The sequence below is a fragment of the Meiothermus hypogaeus genome (genome assembly GCF_003574035.1).
GTDB classification, from domain to species: domain Bacteria; phylum Deinococcota; class Deinococci; order Deinococcales; family Thermaceae; genus Meiothermus; species Meiothermus hypogaeus.
Genome location: NZ_QWKY01000011.1, coordinates 1 through 17,564 on the forward strand (window position 1 = coordinate 1; position 17,564 = coordinate 17,564).

18 protein-coding genes are annotated in these 17,564 nt (G+C 62.0%); 13 read left to right on the top strand and 5 right to left on the bottom strand.

The genetic code is table 11. The features are described from left to right. The 3 genes from Mhypo_RS18310 to Mhypo_RS04480 form a co-directional block, all read left to right on the top strand. Positions 1-225 (top strand): hypothetical protein (locus Mhypo_RS18310; protein ID WP_206074893.1); only part of this gene is annotated, 225 nt, incomplete at its 5' end. Positions 226-229: 4 nt separating this feature from the next. Then, positions 230-952, top strand: a complete 723-nt coding sequence (locus tag Mhypo_RS04475) for a PIG-L deacetylase family protein (RefSeq protein WP_119340108.1) — start codon at positions 230-232, stop codon at positions 950-952. 244 nt (positions 953-1,196) lie between these two features. After that, positions 1,197-1,838 carry a hypothetical protein gene (locus Mhypo_RS04480; RefSeq protein WP_119340109.1) on the top strand — a complete coding sequence of 214 codons (642 nt, stop codon included), beginning with the start codon at positions 1,197-1,199 and terminating at the stop codon, positions 1,836-1,838. A 109-nt stretch (positions 1,839-1,947) separates the two neighbouring features. Here the strand turns inward: Mhypo_RS04480 and Mhypo_RS04485 are convergent, their stop codons facing one another. Then, positions 1,948-2,712: an HAD family hydrolase gene (locus tag Mhypo_RS04485; RefSeq protein WP_119340159.1), complete on the bottom strand. Its 765-nt coding sequence runs from the start codon at positions 2,710-2,712 to the stop codon at positions 1,948-1,950. Between the two features lie 235 nt (positions 2,713-2,947). On the opposite strand from Mhypo_RS04485, the gene trpE reads away from it, so the two are divergent. The 8 genes from trpE to Mhypo_RS04525 are packed head-to-tail and all read left to right on the top strand — an operon-like array spanning position 2,948 to position 10,015. After that, complete coding sequence (gene trpE / locus Mhypo_RS04490) at positions 2,948-4,342, top strand: anthranilate synthase component I (protein ID WP_119340160.1); 1,395 nt, start codon at positions 2,948-2,950, stop codon at positions 4,340-4,342. Beyond that, a complete protein-coding gene (locus Mhypo_RS04495) occupies positions 4,339-4,602 on the top strand; it encodes a chorismate mutase (RefSeq protein ID WP_240637113.1) in 264 nt (87 codons plus the stop codon). Before trpE ends, Mhypo_RS04495 begins: the two co-directional genes overlap by 4 nt. Continuing rightward, positions 4,599-5,177, top strand: a complete 579-nt coding sequence (locus Mhypo_RS04500; RefSeq protein WP_119340111.1) for an anthranilate synthase component II — start codon at positions 4,599-4,601, stop codon at positions 5,175-5,177. Before Mhypo_RS04495 ends, Mhypo_RS04500 begins: the two co-directional genes overlap by 4 nt. A gap of 39 nt (positions 5,178-5,216) precedes the next feature. Continuing rightward, positions 5,217-6,053 carry a glycosyltransferase family 2 protein gene (locus Mhypo_RS04505; protein ID WP_119340112.1) on the top strand — a complete coding sequence of 279 codons (837 nt, stop codon included), beginning with the start codon at positions 5,217-5,219 and terminating at the stop codon, positions 6,051-6,053. After that, complete coding sequence (locus Mhypo_RS04510) at positions 6,053-6,934, top strand: glycosyltransferase family 2 protein (protein WP_119340113.1); 882 nt, start codon at positions 6,053-6,055, stop codon at positions 6,932-6,934. Before Mhypo_RS04505 ends, Mhypo_RS04510 begins: the two co-directional genes overlap by 1 nt. Beyond that, positions 6,927-7,784: a glycosyltransferase family 2 protein gene (locus Mhypo_RS04515; RefSeq protein WP_119340114.1), complete on the top strand. Its 858-nt coding sequence runs from the start codon at positions 6,927-6,929 to the stop codon at positions 7,782-7,784. The genes Mhypo_RS04510 and Mhypo_RS04515 overlap by 8 nt, the downstream gene beginning before the upstream one ends. A gap of 33 nt (positions 7,785-7,817) precedes the next feature. Further along, positions 7,818-8,843: an anthranilate phosphoribosyltransferase gene (gene trpD / locus Mhypo_RS04520; protein ID WP_119340161.1), complete on the top strand. Its 1,026-nt coding sequence runs from the start codon at positions 7,818-7,820 to the stop codon at positions 8,841-8,843. Further along, positions 8,840-10,015, top strand: a complete 1,176-nt coding sequence (locus Mhypo_RS04525; protein ID WP_119340115.1) for a lipid-A-disaccharide synthase-related protein — start codon at positions 8,840-8,842, stop codon at positions 10,013-10,015. Before trpD ends, Mhypo_RS04525 begins: the two co-directional genes overlap by 4 nt. Here the strand turns inward: Mhypo_RS04525 and Mhypo_RS04530 are convergent. Beyond that, entirely contained in the window at positions 9,978-10,397 is a 420-nt protein-coding gene (locus Mhypo_RS04530) for a hypothetical protein (RefSeq protein ID WP_119340116.1), read from the bottom strand. The two genes, Mhypo_RS04525 and Mhypo_RS04530, sit on opposite strands and share 38 nt — an antisense overlap. 12 nt (positions 10,398-10,409) lie before the next feature. Next, positions 10,410-12,038, bottom strand: coding sequence for an amidase family protein (locus Mhypo_RS04535; RefSeq protein ID WP_240637114.1), 1,629 nt, complete (start codon positions 12,036-12,038; stop codon positions 10,410-10,412). Between the two features lie 210 nt (positions 12,039-12,248). Here Mhypo_RS04535 and Mhypo_RS04540 point away from each other — a divergent pair, with 210 nt between their 5' ends. After that, positions 12,249-13,166 (top strand): hypothetical protein, encoded by a 918-nt coding sequence (locus Mhypo_RS04540; protein ID WP_119340117.1) that lies wholly within the window; start codon positions 12,249-12,251, stop codon positions 13,164-13,166. On the opposite strand, the gene Mhypo_RS04545 is transcribed toward Mhypo_RS04540, so the two are convergent. Continuing rightward, positions 13,167-13,637: a hypothetical protein gene (locus tag Mhypo_RS04545; RefSeq protein ID WP_119340118.1), complete on the bottom strand. Its 471-nt coding sequence runs from the start codon at positions 13,635-13,637 to the stop codon at positions 13,167-13,169. A gap of 277 nt (positions 13,638-13,914) precedes the next feature. On the opposite strand from Mhypo_RS04545, the gene Mhypo_RS04550 reads away from it, so the two are divergent. Continuing rightward, complete coding sequence (locus Mhypo_RS04550; protein ID WP_119340119.1) at positions 13,915-15,864, top strand: DNA topoisomerase subunit B; 1,950 nt, start codon at positions 13,915-13,917, stop codon at positions 15,862-15,864. Here the strand turns inward: Mhypo_RS04550 and Mhypo_RS04555 are convergent. Beyond that, positions 15,861-17,549, bottom strand: coding sequence for a M23 family metallopeptidase (locus tag Mhypo_RS04555; RefSeq protein ID WP_119340120.1), 1,689 nt, complete (start codon positions 17,547-17,549; stop codon positions 15,861-15,863). The genes Mhypo_RS04550 and Mhypo_RS04555 overlap by 4 nt on opposite strands. Between the last annotated feature and the right edge of the window lie 15 nt (positions 17,550-17,564).

The following is a 17,564-nucleotide window of genomic DNA, read 5'->3' on the forward strand; positions in this document are numbered from 1 at the left end:
GCCGCCACATTCGACTTTCACACTTCCGCAGTTCTGGCAAGCTACACTATCTTTGGGCTTCTCTGGGTTATTCACAAATCCAGTTTAGAAGCCCCTTCCTTTGCTCAACCGAATTTTTTATATGACTCGAACTACCGAACTACCCAAGACATTTACTGGCCTGATCTTCAGGGCCTGGCGGAGCATCGCACTACTAAATACAGGGAGTTGCTCTGGGTAGTATAGAGGCATGGACTTGCTGGTGGTGGTTCCCCATCCTGATGATGAAGTGTTTGGTGCGGGGGGGACGCTCATTCAATATGCCGACTGGGGTCTGGAAACGGGCCTGATCACTTTGACCAAAGGCGAAGCGGGGCGAACCCTGGGCCTGTGCGCGCCCGAGAGGCTGGGGGATTTTCGTGCGGAGGAGCTGAAGCGTGCCGTGGACATCCTCAAGGTGGGCCATTTCGAACTCCACGATTTTCCCAATGGGCGGCCCAATAGCTCGCTGGAAGGGGAGGCCAGGGGGCACGGCTTTGCAACCCCCAATGGGGTGGCCGATCATCCTGAAATTGTGGACTTGTTGCTGTGGCGCTTTGAAGTATTGCGCCCCAGGGCCATTATTACCTTTGCCCCCAATGGCTCCAACCGCCACCCCGACCACGTGGCCACCCACCAGTTCGTGGTACAAGCGGCCCGGAAGTCGGGGCAAAAGATCAAACTATTTTTTTATGCACCGCCTCAACCCCTGCCGGAGTACCTCGAGGGTTGGTTGCCCCCCACCCATGTGCGCCATTTGCCCATGGAGGTCTTGCTGCAAAAACTACGGGCCATGGCCCAACACCGCACCCAGGCGCTTTCGGTGCTTAACTTTATGGACCGTTTCAGCCACCGTCTGGCCAGCGAGACTTTTCACCTGGCGGGCTACGAGGGGCCTGTGCAGCACGAGCTTCTCTGGTATGCCAGGCGGTAGGCAGTCCACCCCCCAGACTTCAAGTAAAAGAGGGGTCAGAGCGGGTGAAATGTCTCGAGTCCTGGGGATTTGATATGGGCGGAATGGCCGTTCTAGAGGGAGTTCTCTGCATATGCTTGACGCATAGTGCATAGCATGATATATTGATTTTATCAGCGGCAAAAGCCGCTTTTTTTATTCCCCCAAACCCAAGCCGTTCATCCTTTCAACAGCAGCCCCTCATGAGGCGGCCCTACCTTGGGGTATGCGCGGTTGTTTTGCCCTGCTGGTGTTGCTGGGAAACGCCGTGGCCCAGAGCCTGGGCCTCCAAATTTCCCTGGGCTTGACCAGCAATGCGCCCACCGATCTGCGCGTCGTGCAGCAGGGGTATCCCTCCACCGTGGTGGAGGGGGTTCGGTTTGAGGGACGCGACCTGGAAGGGTTCCCCTACTACACGGTGCGGCTGTGGTACGGCGAAAGGGTGGGCCTTAGATATGAGCTCGAGCTCATCCACCAGAAGCTCTACTTTGCCGCAGCCGAGCGCAACGGGGGCATTTTTGAGCAGTTCAACGTGACCGATGGCTTCAACTACGTGCTCTTTAACCTGGCCTACGCGCTGGAAGCGGGGCCGCTGCGGGTGGTACCCAGGGTGGGTCTGGGGGCGCTGGTGGTCCACCCCGAGACCATGGTGCGCGGCCAGGGCTGGGGGGTGGATGGCGACCCCCGCTGGTATCACCTGGGGGGCCTGGGTGGGCAGTGGGCGGTGGGTTTGGAAGCCCCCTGGGTGGTGACACCGGGCCTCGAGGGCAAGCTCACGATTGGCTATAGCCGCCTCAACATTGCGGGAGGCTATGCCGAAGGCTGGTTTCGCAGCCTGCACGGCACGTTTGGGCTGGGGTGGCCCTGAGGACTGACCATCGTGACCTTCTCCAGCGTGGCCGCCCATCCAGATGGCCACGGTTCTACGCAGGAAAAGAGACTCTTGATTCAGGATGGCTCAGTTTTTGTGAAGAGCGCTAATCTGCCTGCAGAAGCACGGCCTGCAGTTCGTGCAGGTCGGCCACGATGTAATCGGGCCGGGGCGGGGCCTCGGGGCGAACGCGGCCCACAAAGCCGTGCTCCTCGAGTTCACTCTGTACCCTGGCTGCGATTACGGCGTCCAGATCTGGGCGGCGGGTGCGCTCATGTACGGGCGTTGCTCGCCAGTCCTGGGGCATGGTGCGCCAGATCCACACCGCTACCAGGCCCGCTCCGTTGGCTCCCCAGATGTCCTGGCTGAGCAGGTCGCCGATGTGCACAATGGTGTCTGCCAGTTCGTTTCGCACCGGGTTCCAGAAAGCCGGGTCGGGCTTGAGGGCTTGCGAAATATCCGGGGCCAGCATCCGGTCGTAGGGGATGGCCAGCTTGTCTACCAGAATTTGCTGATACCTGGCCAGGCCATTGGTCGCGACCGCAATACGGTAGCCCTGGCTGCGGAACGCCGCCAGCCCTGCGGGCACATCGGGGTAGAGCATTCCATGTTCAAACCTGGCCTCCGCCAGCACCTCAAGGAGATTAGGAAAGATGGGCGGCAGTCCCAGTTTTTCCCGCACGGCACGATGAATGTCGCCCCAGTCGTAGACCCGTGTGGGGTCGCCCTGGGCAAGCCGATTCAGGTACTCCTCGCGCAGGGCCGCTCGGATGGCCGGTTGGGCCAGCAGGGGTTCCATGTGCGGCCGCATCAGGTAGCGGAAGGGCCAGTCGGCCAGGGTTCCATCGAGGTCGAAGGTCAGCCAACGCATAGGCCCTAGCGTATCGGGTTTGTGGTTCGGCGTACAGGACAGCGTAAAGAGGTGGCTTGCATTCTGGGGCACCATACCGCAGACTAAAGGCCAGATGGTACGAACTGCACAAGTCAAGGGTTGGTGGTGGCCCGGATAGCCCTGGGACGGTAGCGGTCAGTACCCCTGGGGCTTTTTTCTCAGGGGATTTTTTATTGCACTGTAAGGAGAAGCCATGCAAATCTCGGCAAAAACCATGCCCACAGTTCCGGTCAAGAAAACCCTGCTGGCCGACCTCGAGACCCCCGTTACGGCCTACCTGAAGCTTTCCGAAAAAAGCAGCCCCAGCTTTCTGCTGGAGTCGGTGGAGGGGGGCAAGGCCTGGGCGAGGTGGAGCTTTGTGGGGGTGGGAGCGCGCAAGGTATGGCGGTTGAAGGAGGGGGTGTTTACCCTGAATGGGCAAACCCTAAAGACCACCGACCCCCTGCGCACCCTCTACCAGGCCATCCACCGGCCCATCGTACCCGACCCCGACCTGCCCCTTTTTTGGGGCGGCGCGGTGGGCTATGCGGCCTACGACCTGATTCGCTATTACGAGCAGCTACCCAGCCAGAAGCCCGATTTGCTCGAGGTTCCCGACCTCTTATTTGTCGAGCCCGAGGTGGTGGTGGTCTTCGACCAGTTCAAGCAGCAGATGCACATCGTAGCCCCTGCCCTGGAAGAAGAGCGGGCCGAGGCCCTGAAGCGCATCGCCTGGGCTGAGAAAAAGCTCCACGGCCCCCTGCCCGGCGTACCCGGTGAGCGGGCAGGACGCCGCCTGGACTTTAGCCAGAACGTCTCCCAGGCCGAGTATGAGGGCATGGTGGAGCGGGCGCTGGAGTATATCCGGGCGGGCGACATTTTCCAGGTGGTGCCCAGTCTGCGGCTATCGGCTCCCCTCAATGTGCACCCTTTTGCCGTCTATCGTGCGCTGCGCGCGGTGAACCCCAGCCCCTACATGGGTTTCCTGGATCTGGGCGAGGTAACGCTCATTTCCAGCAGCCCCGAAAGCCTCTTGCGTTCGGACGGTCGGAGGGTGGTTACCCGCCCCATTGCGGGCACCCGCCGGCGGGGCAAAGACGCAGCGGAAGACCAGGCCTTGGCCGAGGAATTGCTCTCCGACGAAAAAGAACGGGCCGAACATGTGATGCTGGTCGATCTCTCGCGCAACGACTTGGGCCGGGTCTGTCGCTATGGCAGCGTCAGGCCCACCCAGCTCATGGCGGTGGAGCACTACTCGCACGTGATGCACATCGTTTCTACGGTAGAGGGCGAGCTGCGCGAGGACAAAACCCCCCTCGACGCCCTGGCCTCGGTCCTGCCGATGGGCACCGTCTCGGGAGCGCCCAAGATCCGGGCCATGGAGATTATCGAAGAGCTCGAGCCCTCCCGTCGAGGAGCCTATGGTGGGGCTTTTGGCTATGTGGCCTACGACGGGCACATGGATGTAGCCCTGACCTTGCGCACGATGGTGGTTGCCAAGGAGCAGCTGCACATCCAGGCCGGGGCCGGGGTGGTCTACGACTCCAACCCCTCGGCAGAGTACCAGGAGTGTTTGAACAAAGCCCAGGCCATGCTTAAGGCTGTGCGGCTGGCGGAGGAGGGATTATGAACCTCGAGGACATTCGCCTGCAGGTCGATGCCATAGACGCCCGGATTGTGGGGTTGTTGGCCCAGCGGGCCCGGCTGGTGCGGGATGCCGTCCGGTATGGTGCAGAGCAAATCGAGGCCCGGGAGCGCCAGGAACAGATCATCCAGCACGTGCGTTATATGGCCGAGCACCAGGGCTTGCCGCCCCATATGGCGGAGCGGATCTTCCGGAGCATCCTGGCCGAGATGGTGGCGCTAGAAAAGCGGGAGGCAGGTCTATGAAGCGCATTTTGATGATTGATAACTACGACTCTTTCACCTACAACCTGGTGCAGTACCTGGGCGAGCTGGGTGCAGATTTGACGGTCTGGCGGAACGACCGCTTCGAGCTGAAGGACGTGGAAGACTTTGACCCCGACGGTATCGTGGTCTCGCCCGGCCCCTGTACGCCCAGGGAGGCGGGTCTGTCGGTACCGCTGATACAGCGGTACGCGCCCAAATATCCCATCCTGGGCGTATGTCTGGGCCACCAGAGCATTGGTGAGGCCTTTGGGGCTCGGGTTTTGCGACATCGGGTCATCGTGCATGGCAAAACCAGTCGCATCGAGCACGACGGCAGCGGGGTATTTGCCGGTCTTGCCACTCCCTTGACGGCCACCCGCTACCACTCTTTGGTGGTGCAGGATTTGCCGGAGGAGCTCGAGGTTAACGCCTGGGTGGAGGAGGCCTCAGGCCGCACCGTGATGGGCCTGCACCACCGCCATTACCCGACCCACGGTGTGCAGTTCCACCCCGAGTCGGTCTTGACCGAGGGGGGGAAGCAGATGCTGGGCAATTTTCTGCAGATGTGCCAATAAGTTTTTTTGCTGATATCTTCCCGCTATAAGCTATCTAACATGATTTCGGTTATTGTGCCGACCCACAACCGGCGCACCTTGCTGGAAAAAAAGCTGCGCGGCCTGGAAACCCAGGCGGGCGAGTTCGAGGTCATTGTGGTGGCCGACGGCTGCACCGACGATACCCTGACCTTTTTGCAGGACTACCATCCGCCCTATCCCCTGCAGGTACTTCAGACCGGCCAGGGCTATGGGCAGGGCCTTGGGGCCGCGAATGCCCGCAATCAGGGGGCAAAGGCTGCTCGGGGCGACCTATTGCTCTTCTCCGATGACGACGTGATGCCCAAGGCGGGCTGGATCGAGGCCCACCGGCGGGCCCATACCCACCCCCGCACGGTGGCGGTAGGGCGGCTGATACTGCCCCCCGAGCTGCGGGGCAGCGGGGCCGCCGAGCTGAAGGGGCCCAGGGTCTTCTGGTGGCACGTGACCGGCAACAACACCTCTATGCCCAAAGCGCTGTTTGAGGAGGTGGGCGGCTACGACCCCGCCTTCAGCGCCTACGGCGGCGAGGACTCCGACCTGGGCTACCGTCTGATGAGAGCAGGGATGCGGCTGGTTTTTGTGCGGGAGGCGGTAGCGTTGCACGAAGCCCCCGAGCACCGCACCCGGGCTGTCCAGAAAGCGCGGCAGGCGGGTGCAGCCCATGTGCGGGTCTGGCAAAAGCACGGCGACCCCCGGATTGCCTGGGCCCTGGGCGTACATCCCACCCTGCTGGCTGTGAAGATGGCCTTGTTGCCCAGCCTGAAAGGGCTGCTGGGAGGTCGGGGCGATTATGAGCTGGCCTTTGCCTGGGGGGCCTGGGAGGCCCTCGAGGCCAGCAAGAACACGCGAACCTGATGGACTTTAGTGTCGTAATTCCCACGCACAACCGGGCTGAACTGATCACCCGGACGGTGACGGCTTTCCTGGCGCAGCAGGGGGTCGATTTTGAGGTAATCGTGGTAGACGACGGCTCTACCGACGAGTCCCCCCAGGTGTTGGGTGCGCTCCGCGACTCCCGGCTGCGCGTGCTGCGTCAGCCGAACGCAGGGCTGGCCGCTGCGCGCAACGCGGGGCTGGCCCAGGCCCAGGCCCAGTACGTGCTCTTCAACGACGACGACGTGGTGCCAGAAAAGGGTTTTTTGCGGGCCCATCTGGAACTGCACCAGCGTTATCCCCGCTCGGTAGCGGTGAGCCGCACCTATATACCCGAAGCGCTGGGGCAAGACCCCTTCACCCGTTTCTGGCGGGAGAGGGCCGAGTCGGGGGTGCGAGGTAGGGCCGACGGCTCGCCTTTAGGCTGGGGCGGGTACTGGTTTGCCAGCCTCTCCCTGCCGTGCAGGCTGGCCGAGCCCTTCGCTGCTTTTGGGGGCTATGGCTGGGAAGAACACGAGCTGGGCCTTCGGCTCTGGCGCAAAGGGCTATGGCCCCGCCTGGCCTTGGGGGCACGGGCCGCGCACGAGGACCGGGTCAACCTGGAAACCATGATGAAAAAAGCGCGGAGCATGGGGCGCATGGCCTGGCAGTTTTACCGGATGCACCCCAGCCCGCAGGTGGCCCTCTGGACCGGGGCCAATCCCGCCTCGCTGGCCCTTAAGCGCCGACTTTACCCGTGGGACAGGGCCCTGAGGCTTTTGGAAAAACGCGGCTGGGAACAGGGGGCAGGGGCTTTCAGGCGGTACCGGTTTTTGCTCGAGGCCGCCTATACCCAGGGGCTTCTGGAGGGTAGGGGTGGCTGAGCCTCTGGTTTACATTCTGATTCTCAACTACCGGGCCTGGCGCGACACGGTGGCCTGCCTGGGGGCTTTGGAAAAACTCGAGTACCCCAACTACCGGGTGCTGGTGCTGGACAACGCTTCCGACAACGACTCGGTGGCGCAGATCCGGGCGGCGTTTCCAAAAGTAGAGGTCATGGAACTGGGGCGTAACCTGGGGTACGCAGGCGGCAACAACGTGGGTCTAAGGCAGGCCCTGACCGAAGGGGCCGCGTACGTCTGGCTCCTGAACCCGGATACCCTGCCCGACGCCCAGGCGCTTGCTGCCATGGTTGAACTAGCCCAGCAGGATGCCCAGATCGGGGCGGTGGGATCGGTGCTCTACGAGATGGACAGGCCCGAACAGGTGCAGGCCTGGGGTGGGGGCGAGGTGGTGCTGCTCTGGGGTCTAGTTCGTTTGCTGAACCATCCTGGGCAGACCCCTCGGTTGAACTACATCAGTGGGGCCAGCCTGCTGCTGCGGCGGGAAGCACTCGAGCAGGTGGGCTTGCTGGACGAAGGTTTTTTCATGTACGGCGAGGATGCTGATATGGGGTTGCGGCTGCTGAAAAGCGGTTTCAAGCTGGCCGTGGTGCCCCAGGCGCGGGTGTGGCACAAGGGAGGCACTTCCTGGCATGGAAGCCTGAAGGCCGACGAGCACTTTGCCGCATACAACATTCGCCTGTTTCGCAAGCACGCCCCCTGGCCTGGGCTGGCGGTGGCAGGGTATGCCCTCTTTTGGCTGGTCGAGTACAGCCTGCGGGGCCGCTTCGACAGGCTGGGGGCTTTGTGGCGGGGTTTAAGGCGCGGCTGGCGGCTTCCATTGTCGGTATAAGCTTTTATGGAGAAAAATGCGTTTGGAGGAGATGTGGACGAACTGAAAAAAGCCCTACTGGCCGAGCCCCTATCCCAGACCGAGGCCCATGCCCTGATGCAGCGCATCATGTCGGGCGACCTGACCCCGGTGCAGACCGCCGGGGTGTTGATGGCCTTGCGCACCCGGGGCGAAACCGCCGAGGAAATTGCTGGATTTGCCGCGGGGATGCGCGAAGCAGCGCTGCGCGTAGAAACCCGGCGCAAGCCCCTTATGGACATCGTGGGTACCGGGGGGGTGGCCCCGGATGCCTTCAATATTTCCACCACCACCTGCTTTGTGGTGGCTGCGGGCGGGGTCGCGGTGGCCAAGCACGGCAACCGCGCCGCATCTTCCCGGTCGGGGTCTTTTGATTTGCTCGAGGCCCTGGGGGTGCGCATCGATCTTCCGCTTGAAAAAGTGGCCGAGGCCATCGAGACCCTGGGCCTGGGCTTTTTGTTTGCCCGCAACCACCACCCGGCCATGCGCTATGTGGCCCCGGTGCGGGCCGAGCTGGGGGTGCGCACCGTTTTTAACCTGCTGGGCCCCCTGACCAACCCGGCTTTTGCCAGCCTGAACCTGGTGGGTGTGAGCAGCCCCGGGCTGGTAGAACCGTTTGCCAGGGTGCTGCGCGATCTGGGCTCGAGCCGGGCTTTGGTGGTGCATGGCCGGATGGCCCGCGGGGGGGGCCTCGAGGCTATCGACGAACTGGTGCTGGGTGAAAACACCGTGGCCGAACTAAAAGACGGACAGATTCGGCTGTATGAGCTCCGTCCTGAGGAAGTGGGGCTGCCACCGGCCCCCTACGACGCAATTGGTGGAGGCACCGCAGCCGAAAATGCTGTGGAGGCACGGGCCATTCTGAGCGGCCAGCAAAAAGGCCCCAAACGTGATGCAGTGGCTTTAAATGCCGGAGCGGCTTTTTACTTAGCTGGTAAAGCCTCCGGCATCGCCGAGGGGGTTGCGCTGGCCCAGACATTGCTGGACAGTGGGGCGGGCCTCGAGGTGCTCGAGCGCCTGGTCAAGCTCACCCAGGCATGAGAAAAATTGTGGTGGTTTCCAATGGCCACGGCGAGGACATCATCGGGGCGGTGCTGGCCTGGGAGCTGCAAAGGCTGGGCTATGCGCTACAGGCGGTACCGCTGGTGGGCCGCGGCCAAGCCTACGAGCAGGCGGGTTTTGCTGTGCTGGGGCCGCGCCAGGAGATGCCCTCGGGCGGCTTCGCCTTGCAAAGCCCGGCAGCCGTCTGGGCCGACCTGAAAGCGGGCTGGGTCTCGATGAGTCTGGCGCACTACCGCGCCGTGAAGGAGGCCGCGCGAGAAGCGGCGGCTACGTTGGTGGTGGGGGATGTCTATGCCCTGCTGGTGGGCCATTTTATGGGGCGGCCCCCGCTTTATCTGATGCAGTGCCGCTCCTCGCTGCGGGCCTGGCAGCCGCAGGGCTGGAGCCGGCCCTACAGCGCCCTCGAGCGCTTTCTGATGCGCCGGGCGGCGGGGGTGTATCCGCGCGAACCGGAGGGCGAGCGCTGGCTCAAGGCCCACGGCGTAGCCCAGGCCCGCTACCTGGGTAACCCCATGCTCGATGCGCCGGAACAGGGGCCGCTCGATCTGACCCCACCCTATTTACTGCTCCTGCCGGGCTCGCGCAGCGATGCCTACGAAAGCCTGCCCAAAATGCTCGAGGCGGTTCGTCTCTTGAACGACCTGGGCCTCACACCGGTGGTGGCCTGGGCCGGCCTGCCTATGGAGGCCGTGGCCGGGTGGTGGCTGGAGAGCACCGGCAAAGCGGTGGGCCTGACCCACCGCTTTCAGCACCCCGACGGCACGGTGGTCTACCTGGTGCAAAAAGCCTTCAAAACTGTGCTGGAAGGGGCTGCTGTCGGTATTTCCACCAGCGGCACAGCCGCCGAACAGGCCGCCGGCTTTGGGGTGCCGCTGGTGGGGTTTCCCACCGGTGGGCCGCAGTATACCCCGGCCTTTGCCGCACAGCAGAAGCGCTTGCTGGGCGAAGCCCTGCTGCTGGTAGAACCCCACCCCCAGGCCATTGCCCAGGGTGTACGGCAGTTGCTGGCCTCGCCCGAACGCCTGCAGCAAGCCCGGGCCGACGGACAGGCCGCCATGGGCGTGCCTGGGGCGGCCCGGCGAATTGCCTTGGAGATTCACGGGCAGTTGCAAGCTATGGATTCGGGCCAAGGGCAATCCCGGTCTCGATAAAACGCCACCACAAGAGCAAGCCCACCAGGCTGGCCCAGAAAAAATAAGGCCCTACCTGCTCGGGCGCTTTTTCCAGGCTTTTGCGAAACCAGCCCCCAGGCCCCAGGCCGCTCACAAACCACAAAATGCTGGCGGCCAGGAGGCCATACACGGCGTGCAGCCAGGTCACGCCGCCCATAAAGAGCGTGCGCACCAGCAGCTCCACCCCAATGGCCACTACGGCAAACCCCGCCGTGAACTTGAAAAAGCGCAACTGCCTGGGGTTGGGTTCCCGCACCAGCAGGGGCAGGTTATTAAGCAACGAAGCCCCAATCAGGAGCAGCGCAATCAGGTTGAGCAGGCCGCGCAGCCCGATGATATAAACCGGAAGGGGAATTTCCATGCCAGCGAGAATTTACGGAAGAACAGGGGGTTTGTGGATGTTAAGCTGGTCTGCTACTGCTTGGGCCAGCCCGATGAGCAGCGGATCTTGCAGGGGTTGCCCTACCAGTGAAGCTCCGACCGGTTCGCCGCTTTCGCGGTAACCTGCGGGTAGGTTCACGACCGGGAAACCCGAGGTGGAGGTGAGCACGCTCAAGCTGTTGCTCACCGTCAGCAGCACCTCCACCTGGCTCGTTTGCATCACGTCCAGGAGACGTTCGCTGCCCTGCAGGCGGTTCTTGGAAACCAGGGCTTCGTACTCGGCCTCGGAAAACGGGTGGGCGAGTGAGGCCTCGAGCAAATCCTGCCCATAGCGCATGGCCTCGGGGTGCTGACGGTTGTACTCGATCACGTCTTGCAGACCCCGAATGGCTGCCCCGGTGGTTTGCAGATACCGGGCCAGATCGCGCCGCATGCCGGCGTGCAACACCGGCATCATCTGGATGGAGCTTTCCGGAAAAGGCACTTCCACCACCTCTACGCCCAGCGTAGAGAGCGCCTGGGCCACCTGCGCCAGGGCTTCCGCGTCGCCCTTGCGCTGGGTGTGCTGTACCCAGCCCACCCGAAGGGGCAGAGAGAAAGCGGGAGGGGTGGCAGGGAAAGAGAACCGGGCGGCAATTTCTGTGGTGGTATCGGTAGGGTCGTGGCCTGCTATCACCGACATCAGCACGGCCAGGTCGGCGGCGCTTTTGGTCATGGGGCCGGCGGTGTCCTGGGCGGCAGTGATGGGGATGATGCGATCGCGGCTCACCAGGCCCAGGGTGGGTTTGAGGGTGAACACGCTGTTCTGGGCGGCGGGGTAGATGAGCGAGCCGGAGGTCTCGGAGCCGATGCCGGCCACGGCCAGGTTGGCCGCCACTGCTACGGCGGTGCCGCTGCTGCTGCCCCCCACGTCAAAGGGGCCGTAGGGGTTGCGGGTATGGCCGCCCAGGGTGCTGTAGCCGTTTACCGACTGGCTGGTCATGAAATTGGCCCACTCCGAAAGGTTGTTCTTGCCCAGAATCACTGCCCCGGCAGCCCGCAACTTCTGCACAATAAAGGCATCCTGGTCGGCCATGTGCTCGGCCAGCACGGCAGCGCCTGCGGTGGTGTGCAGGGGGCCTACCGTGGAGATGTTGTCCTTGAGGCTGAGGGGAATGCCGTGGAGTACCCCGCGCAGCTTCCCCTGCCGACGCTCTGCGTCGCGGGCGCGGGCTTCCTCGAGCACCGCCGGATTCAGTTCCAGATAAGCCCGCAACCGGTCGTTGTAGCGCCGGATGCGCCACAGGTAAAACAGCGTGAGCTGCTCAGAGGTGAGGCGTCCGGTCTGCATTTCAGCCTGAAGTTCTGAGATGGTGGCCCGTTGGGTCAGGGTTTGCAAATGCTCGAGCAGGGGTGTCTCAAGCTGCGCCAGCGCCGCCTCGAAGGGGCCAAAGTCCAGTGGACGCCGCAGTGGATAGCTGTGCTCGGCATTTTGTTCGGCCACCTGACGGGCCACAAAGCTTTCCCAGTCGCGTTTATTCGGATTCAGACGTTTTTCAGCAGCCTGGCTCATCGCCCACCACACTACCAGCCCCAAACCCAGGAAAACCAGGGCCGAGAACAGTTGTAGCCTCCTGGGCATAGGGTTCAGTATGGCGGTGACCCGACCGCCAATAATGTGGATACCCCCATTTGGGGGTGTAGTGAAGGAATAACCCCTCCTGAAGGCAACCCACAGACCTGCACCTGGGCCTCATCTGCCACGTAACGCCGCTATGGCTTAAATATCACAGGGCACCCATGAAAATCTCGCTACCCTTGGTTGGAGTAGCTCTACTTCTTTCGGATTCTTATGCAAGAACTTTTCTCCAACGCTCCAGCGCACTGGCCCAAGGTTCATATCGAGGGCCTGATCAAAAGCAGTGCTCCCGAGGTGAAAGCGGCCAATCGTCTGTTGTTTGCAACCACGGTAGAGACCGTTTTTCGTAAGTCGGGCATCCAGGTGCTGGAGGCCGATGTGCTGCGCCTGACCCGCGAGGGGGTGCTGGAAATTCCCCTGCGGGTGCGGGCCGAGGACGGCGAATACGACCTGTTTTTCTACCCCATCGCCGATGAAAAAGCAGCCGCCCACTATGTGGCGGTGCACGAGCTGGCCCAGAAGTGGGGGCGTATTCGCCCGGTTTTTTACAGCACCGACGATTTGCTGGCCATTTACCCCGAAACCCTCGAGCCCGTCACCCGCCGCGACCGCCTCTACATCCAGGCTGCGCTCTCTGCCCCCAAAGGGCAGTATGCGATGTGGTGGGCTCAAGCGCCTGGCGAGCTGTTTCACTACAGCTCTACCTACGACCTTTTTGACCGGATCTACCGCGAGATCAATGGCTTCGAAATGCGGGCTTTTGCCCTGATTTTGCTCGAGCTCGGCATGATTCAAGAAGAGTACGAGTTCACCTCCTCGACCTTCCCGGATAGCACCGTGGAGATACCCGTAGAAGGCCCCGAAGGGGTGCCCATCCTCATTTCTTTCTCGCAGCAACGGGGGCTGCGTTTCCATTTCCACATGGATCGCGCGAGCGCCGAGTACCGCGACCTGTTCTTGAATCTGTTTTTGCTGCGCCTGAAAAGCTGGCGCAAGGAAACCGACCTCGAGCACATCAAACGCCTGGATAGCCCTGCCTACATCTGGTGGCGCGAATTGGGCCGGCGCCTCCGGCTTAGCACCAGCTCGGGCGAGCACGCCATTAGCGCGGTGGGATCGGTCAAGCGCTAATTAGGGCGCGTAACAATTCGCTACGTCCACATTGGGCAGCTTGAGTACACCCGGGCGCTCCCCATTGCTGCCGATGGCCTGTAGTTCGATATCCATCGGGTAGACCTGGCGGGGGTTGGGTTGCGGGATGGCCTGGGCCGAGGCACCGCTGGGCTCGAGGGTGGCGAGGTTAATGAAGAGCCGGGCTTCCCCAGCGGTCAGGGTGTTGACCCGCAGGCCGGTGGGTGGGGCGCTCAAATCGGCGATATTGACCGCAACAGACGACTTGCCGTTGGGGGTAAAGAGCAGGTTCACGCCCTTGAGGGTTCCGGTGTAGTTGAAGGATAGGTTGAGTTCGCGCACGCTGCCCGAGAGGGTGCAGGGTTCTTTGGGCGCGGTGAGGTTGAAGGCACTGAAACCCCCCACAATCTGCGAACAAGCCCCCAGCAGCCCGACCCCCAACAGCCCTGCAATAATAACAATGGTTCTCATGGACATAGCAACCCCTTTCTCCCAAAGACTACGCGGAATTCTGAGGATTGCAGTAAAAAACGATGCATCTCAATTCGCTTCTATCGGAATTAGTACAGAGTGCACGATTTGCAGTAACTTGTAAAAATTTGTACGAGACAAGTAAAAGTGCTTGCCCGTAACCCAGTTAGAGCTTTTACACCACCTTAACATCCTCCGAATTGCTTTGAATTAACCAGTTCCGGAGAGTATTTTCGCCCACTCGGGCGTTGGTTGTGGCTATTATGTAAATAGCGAAATGTGTTATACTAACGAAGTGAGTACTGAAGTCACTGCCAACTACGACGCATCCGCAATTAAGGTTTTAAAAGGCTTGGAAGGGGTTCGTCATCGTCCTGCCATGTATATTGGCGGCACCCAGGCCGACGGGTACCATCACCTCTTCAAAGAGATTCTGGACAACTCCGTAGACGAAGCTCTGGCGGGGTTTGCTAGCGAAATCATCACCACCCTCCACCCCGATGGCTCCATCACGGTGGAGGACAACGGACGTGGAATTCCAGTAGACATTATGCCGGAAGAACAAAAGCCCGCTGTAGAGGTGATTTATACCGTGCTGCACGCCGGGGGTAAGTTTGAAGAAGGGGCTTATAAGGTCTCGGGGGGGCTGCACGGGGTGGGGGCCAGCGTGGTCAATGCCCTCTCGGAGTACACCCGTGTGGAGGTCTTTCGCGAGGGTAAGCACTATCTGATTGAGTTCAGCCGGGGGGATGTCAGCAAACCCTTGCATCTTGTGGGCAATGCCCCCAAGGGCAAGCGCGGTACCCGCGTCACCTTTCTGCCTGACCCGCAAATTTTCGGGACTGAGCAGAAGTTTGAAGCCAGCCGGCTGCGGGTGCGGCTGCGCGAGGTGTCCTTTCTGGTGGCGGGCCTAAAGCTGGTCTTTAAGGACGAGATTCACCAGAAGGAAGAGGTCTTCTTTGACAAAGGCGGGGTAGGCTCATTTGCCAAGTACCGCGCCGACGGCGAGGAACTGCTATACGACAAACCGGTGCTGCTGCAAGGTCAGGTCGAGGCGGTAGGTGTGGATGTGGGTTTGGTACACACCAAAGGGTATAGCGTCAACCTGGTTAGCTTTGCCAACATGATCCCTACCGTAGATGGCGGTACCCATGTTTCGGGCTTCAAGACCGCCTATACCCGCGCCATCAACGCCTACGCCAAAAAATCAGGGCTGGTCAAAGACTTAGAGCCTACCGGCGATGACCTGCTGGAGGGGCTTTCCTGCGTGATTTCGGTCAAGATACCTCAGCCGCAGTTTGAGGGCCAGACCAAGGGCAAGCTCCTCAACCCCGAGGCCGGCACGGCCGTGAGCAAGGTGGTGTACGAGAAGTTTTCCGAGTACCTCGAGGAAAATCCTCGCATCGCCAAGCTCATCTACGAAAAAGCCCAGCGGGCTGCGCAAGCCCGTGAGGCGGCCCGTAAAGCCCGCGAGCTGGTACGTCGGGCCAACCCCCTCGAGTCCGACGACCTGCCCGGTAAGCTGGCCGACTGCCAGTCCGAAGACCCTGCTGAAGCCGAACTCTTCATTGTGGAGGGGGACTCGGCCGGGGGCAGCGCCAAAAGTGGACGGGACCGCCGCTTCCAGGCCATTCTGCCTTTGCGCGGGAAAATTCTGAACGTCGAAAAAGCAGGCCTCAACAAAGCCCTCAAAAACGCTGAAGTGCGGGCCATGGTGGCTGCGATTGGTGCGGGCATTGGCGGCAAGGACAACGAAGAGGCCCACTTCAACATCGAAGACCTGCGCTACCACAAGATCATCATCATGACCGACGCCGACGTGGACGGCTCCCACATCCGCACGCTATTGCTCACCTTCTTCTACCGCTATATGCGCCCCATCATCGAGCATGGCTACTTGTACGTGGCCCAGCCCCCGCTCTATGGTCTGCGGGTGGGCAAGAGCAAGAATGTCGAGTACATCTTCGACGATGAGGCGCTCAAGAAAGCCCTGGCCAGCATTGGCGACAAGCCTTACGAAATCCAGCGCTTCAAGGGGCTGGGCGAGATGAACGCCGATCAGCTCTGGGAAACCACCATGGATCCCGCCCGGCGGGTCTTGAAAAAAGTGGACATGCGGGACGCCTCCTACGCCGCCCAGATTTTCGATGACCTGATGGGCTCGGATGTGCAGCCCCGCCGCGAGTTTATCGAGGAGAACGCCCGCTTCGCGCAGATTGAAGTTTAGGGCAGCTCGAGCAGCCACAGGTTGCGGTCTTGGCTACTCAAAAAAACCACCCGCCCGCCGTCTGGCGACACCTGCCACTGATCGTTCAGCACCTTTGCACCCAGGTCGGCCAGCAGACGGGAGGTGTTGTTTTGCAGGTCGTACTCAAAGAGGCGGTGGGTGGGCTGACCCAAGACCAGGGGAATGTAGACCAGCCGTTGGCTATCCCGCCAGCGGTAGGAGCCAAACCAGTTCAGTTTGCGCTGTTCGCCCTCGCGGGAGACGGCAAAAAGACCGTTGCGCTCTGGGCGGTCGAAGGCCACGTAGTAGACCATCCAGCGCCCATCGGGGCTGGGCAGGATGCTGCGCAGGGCCATGGCGCGGGCCAGGATGCGGCGCTCCCCGGTGGGGAGGTGAAGGGTCTCGAGGTTCCTGAGCGCCTCCTGTGGGGCGCGTTTGCCCGTGAGCAAGAGGGTTTCCTCGTCCAGCCAGCCGGTCAGGCCCCCGCCGAAAACCGTGGCTACCTGCCGAGGCGTACCCCCAGGGGGGGCCACCCAGATGTCCGAGCGGCGGCGGTCGAAATTGCCCTCGGGCTGGGTGGTGTTCCAGGCCAGCCGCTGGCTGCCGGGCGACCAGGCCACGTTGCCGCCCTGGGTGTTGAGGTAAAAGCTTTGCCCATCGGACAGGCGCTCGATCAGGCTGGGCCTGCCGGGGAGCAGGGCATAGGTAAAGTTTTTGTTGTAATGGGCAACCGGTAGCACGGGCCTGGGTGTGCCGGGCTGCAGGACAGACACCCCGTAGAGGGCAACGGGGCTTTGGGGGCCCGGCTTGTCAAGAAAGAGTACCGTGCTGGAATCGGGGCTCCAGAGGGGGTTCACGCAACAGCCGCCGGAGGTGAGGCGGCGGGGGGTGGGGGTGCGGGTAAACTCCAGTCTGGTCGCACCAAAGAGCAAGGAGAGGCCCGGCAAATCGGCAAAACTATTCGCCACAGCGCTGGGCTGGGGTTTGCTTGCCAGGGTTGCTGGCCAGGCTTTAGCGTAGTTGTTGAGCAGGGGGCCGCCGCGACGGGCTTCGGGCTGCTGGTCGGGGAACTGCCAGCGGCGGGGGTTGTCCAGGTCGCGCTGAAACCCCCTCGAGAACCCCCCCAGCAAAGTGAGCGTCTCCCAGTCGGCGGCTATGTAGGGAATCGGGTTGAAAAAGCGTTGGTGGGAGCTGTCCCGAATTTCCAGGTGCAGGTGGGGGGCAGCGGTGCAGCTAAACTGCGAATCGCCCACCTTGCCCACCACCTGGCCGCGCCGTACCTTGGCGCCCACCCGCAAAGGAGGGCGCTCCAACAAATGCCCATACAAGCTGGCCAGCCCGTTGCCGTGGTCAATCACCAGGTTGTGCGGCGGAGAACCGTGCGGCCCATCTACCTCCACCACGGTTCCATTCCCAATGGCTATCACCGGGGTGCCACAACGGGCCGAAAAGTCCAGGCCAAAGTGGATGCCCTGCCCGGCCCGGTAGGCGCTGGTGCGTTGCCGATATGCCCCGGTTGTATTGCCGTAAAGCTGCCCCAAAAGCCAGGTATCGGGGCCCGGCGGACCTTGCAGCGGCAGGCCAAACTGACGCGCTGGCGGAGCAATTTTGGCATCGGGTAGGGGCGTGGCGAAGTGGGCCAGGGCCAGGCCCAGTCCAAGCAAACCAAAGGCCAGCAGCCGCATGGCCCGATTATCGCT

Excerpts from the sequence above, each read along its gene's own strand:
- Mhypo_RS04545 (WP_119340118.1), bottom strand. The coding sequence starts at position 13,637 with ATGAGAACCATTGTTATTATTGCAGGGCTGTTGGGGGTCGGGCTGCTG.
- Mhypo_RS04530 (WP_119340116.1), bottom strand. The coding sequence starts at position 10,397 with ATGGAAATTCCCCTTCCGGTTTATATCATCGGGCTGCGCGGCCTGCTC.
- Mhypo_RS04510 (WP_119340113.1), top strand. The coding sequence starts at position 6,053 with ATGGACTTTAGTGTCGTAATTCCCACGCACAACCGGGCTGAACTGATC.
- Mhypo_RS04495 (WP_240637113.1), top strand. The coding sequence starts at position 4,339 with ATGAACCTCGAGGACATTCGCCTGCAGGTCGATGCCATAGACGCCCGG.
- Mhypo_RS04485 (WP_119340159.1), bottom strand. The coding sequence starts at position 2,712 with ATGCGTTGGCTGACCTTCGACCTCGATGGAACCCTGGCCGACTGGCCC.
- Mhypo_RS04525 (WP_119340115.1), top strand. The coding sequence starts at position 8,840 with ATGAGAAAAATTGTGGTGGTTTCCAATGGCCACGGCGAGGACATCATC.
- Mhypo_RS04475 (WP_119340108.1), top strand. The coding sequence starts at position 230 with ATGGACTTGCTGGTGGTGGTTCCCCATCCTGATGATGAAGTGTTTGGT.
- Mhypo_RS04555 (WP_119340120.1), bottom strand. The coding sequence starts at position 17,549 with ATGCGGCTGCTGGCCTTTGGTTTGCTTGGACTGGGCCTGGCCCTGGCC.
- Mhypo_RS04550 (WP_119340119.1), top strand. The coding sequence starts at position 13,915 with ATGTGTTATACTAACGAAGTGAGTACTGAAGTCACTGCCAACTACGAC.
- Mhypo_RS04505 (WP_119340112.1), top strand. The coding sequence starts at position 5,217 with ATGATTTCGGTTATTGTGCCGACCCACAACCGGCGCACCTTGCTGGAA.
- trpE (WP_119340160.1), top strand. The coding sequence starts at position 2,948 with ATGCCCACAGTTCCGGTCAAGAAAACCCTGCTGGCCGACCTCGAGACC.
- Mhypo_RS04500 (WP_119340111.1), top strand. The coding sequence starts at position 4,599 with ATGAAGCGCATTTTGATGATTGATAACTACGACTCTTTCACCTACAAC.
- Mhypo_RS04480 (WP_119340109.1), top strand. The coding sequence starts at position 1,197 with ATGCGCGGTTGTTTTGCCCTGCTGGTGTTGCTGGGAAACGCCGTGGCC.
- Mhypo_RS04535 (WP_240637114.1), bottom strand. The coding sequence starts at position 12,038 with ATGCCCAGGAGGCTACAACTGTTCTCGGCCCTGGTTTTCCTGGGTTTG.
- Mhypo_RS04540 (WP_119340117.1), top strand. The coding sequence starts at position 12,249 with ATGCAAGAACTTTTCTCCAACGCTCCAGCGCACTGGCCCAAGGTTCAT.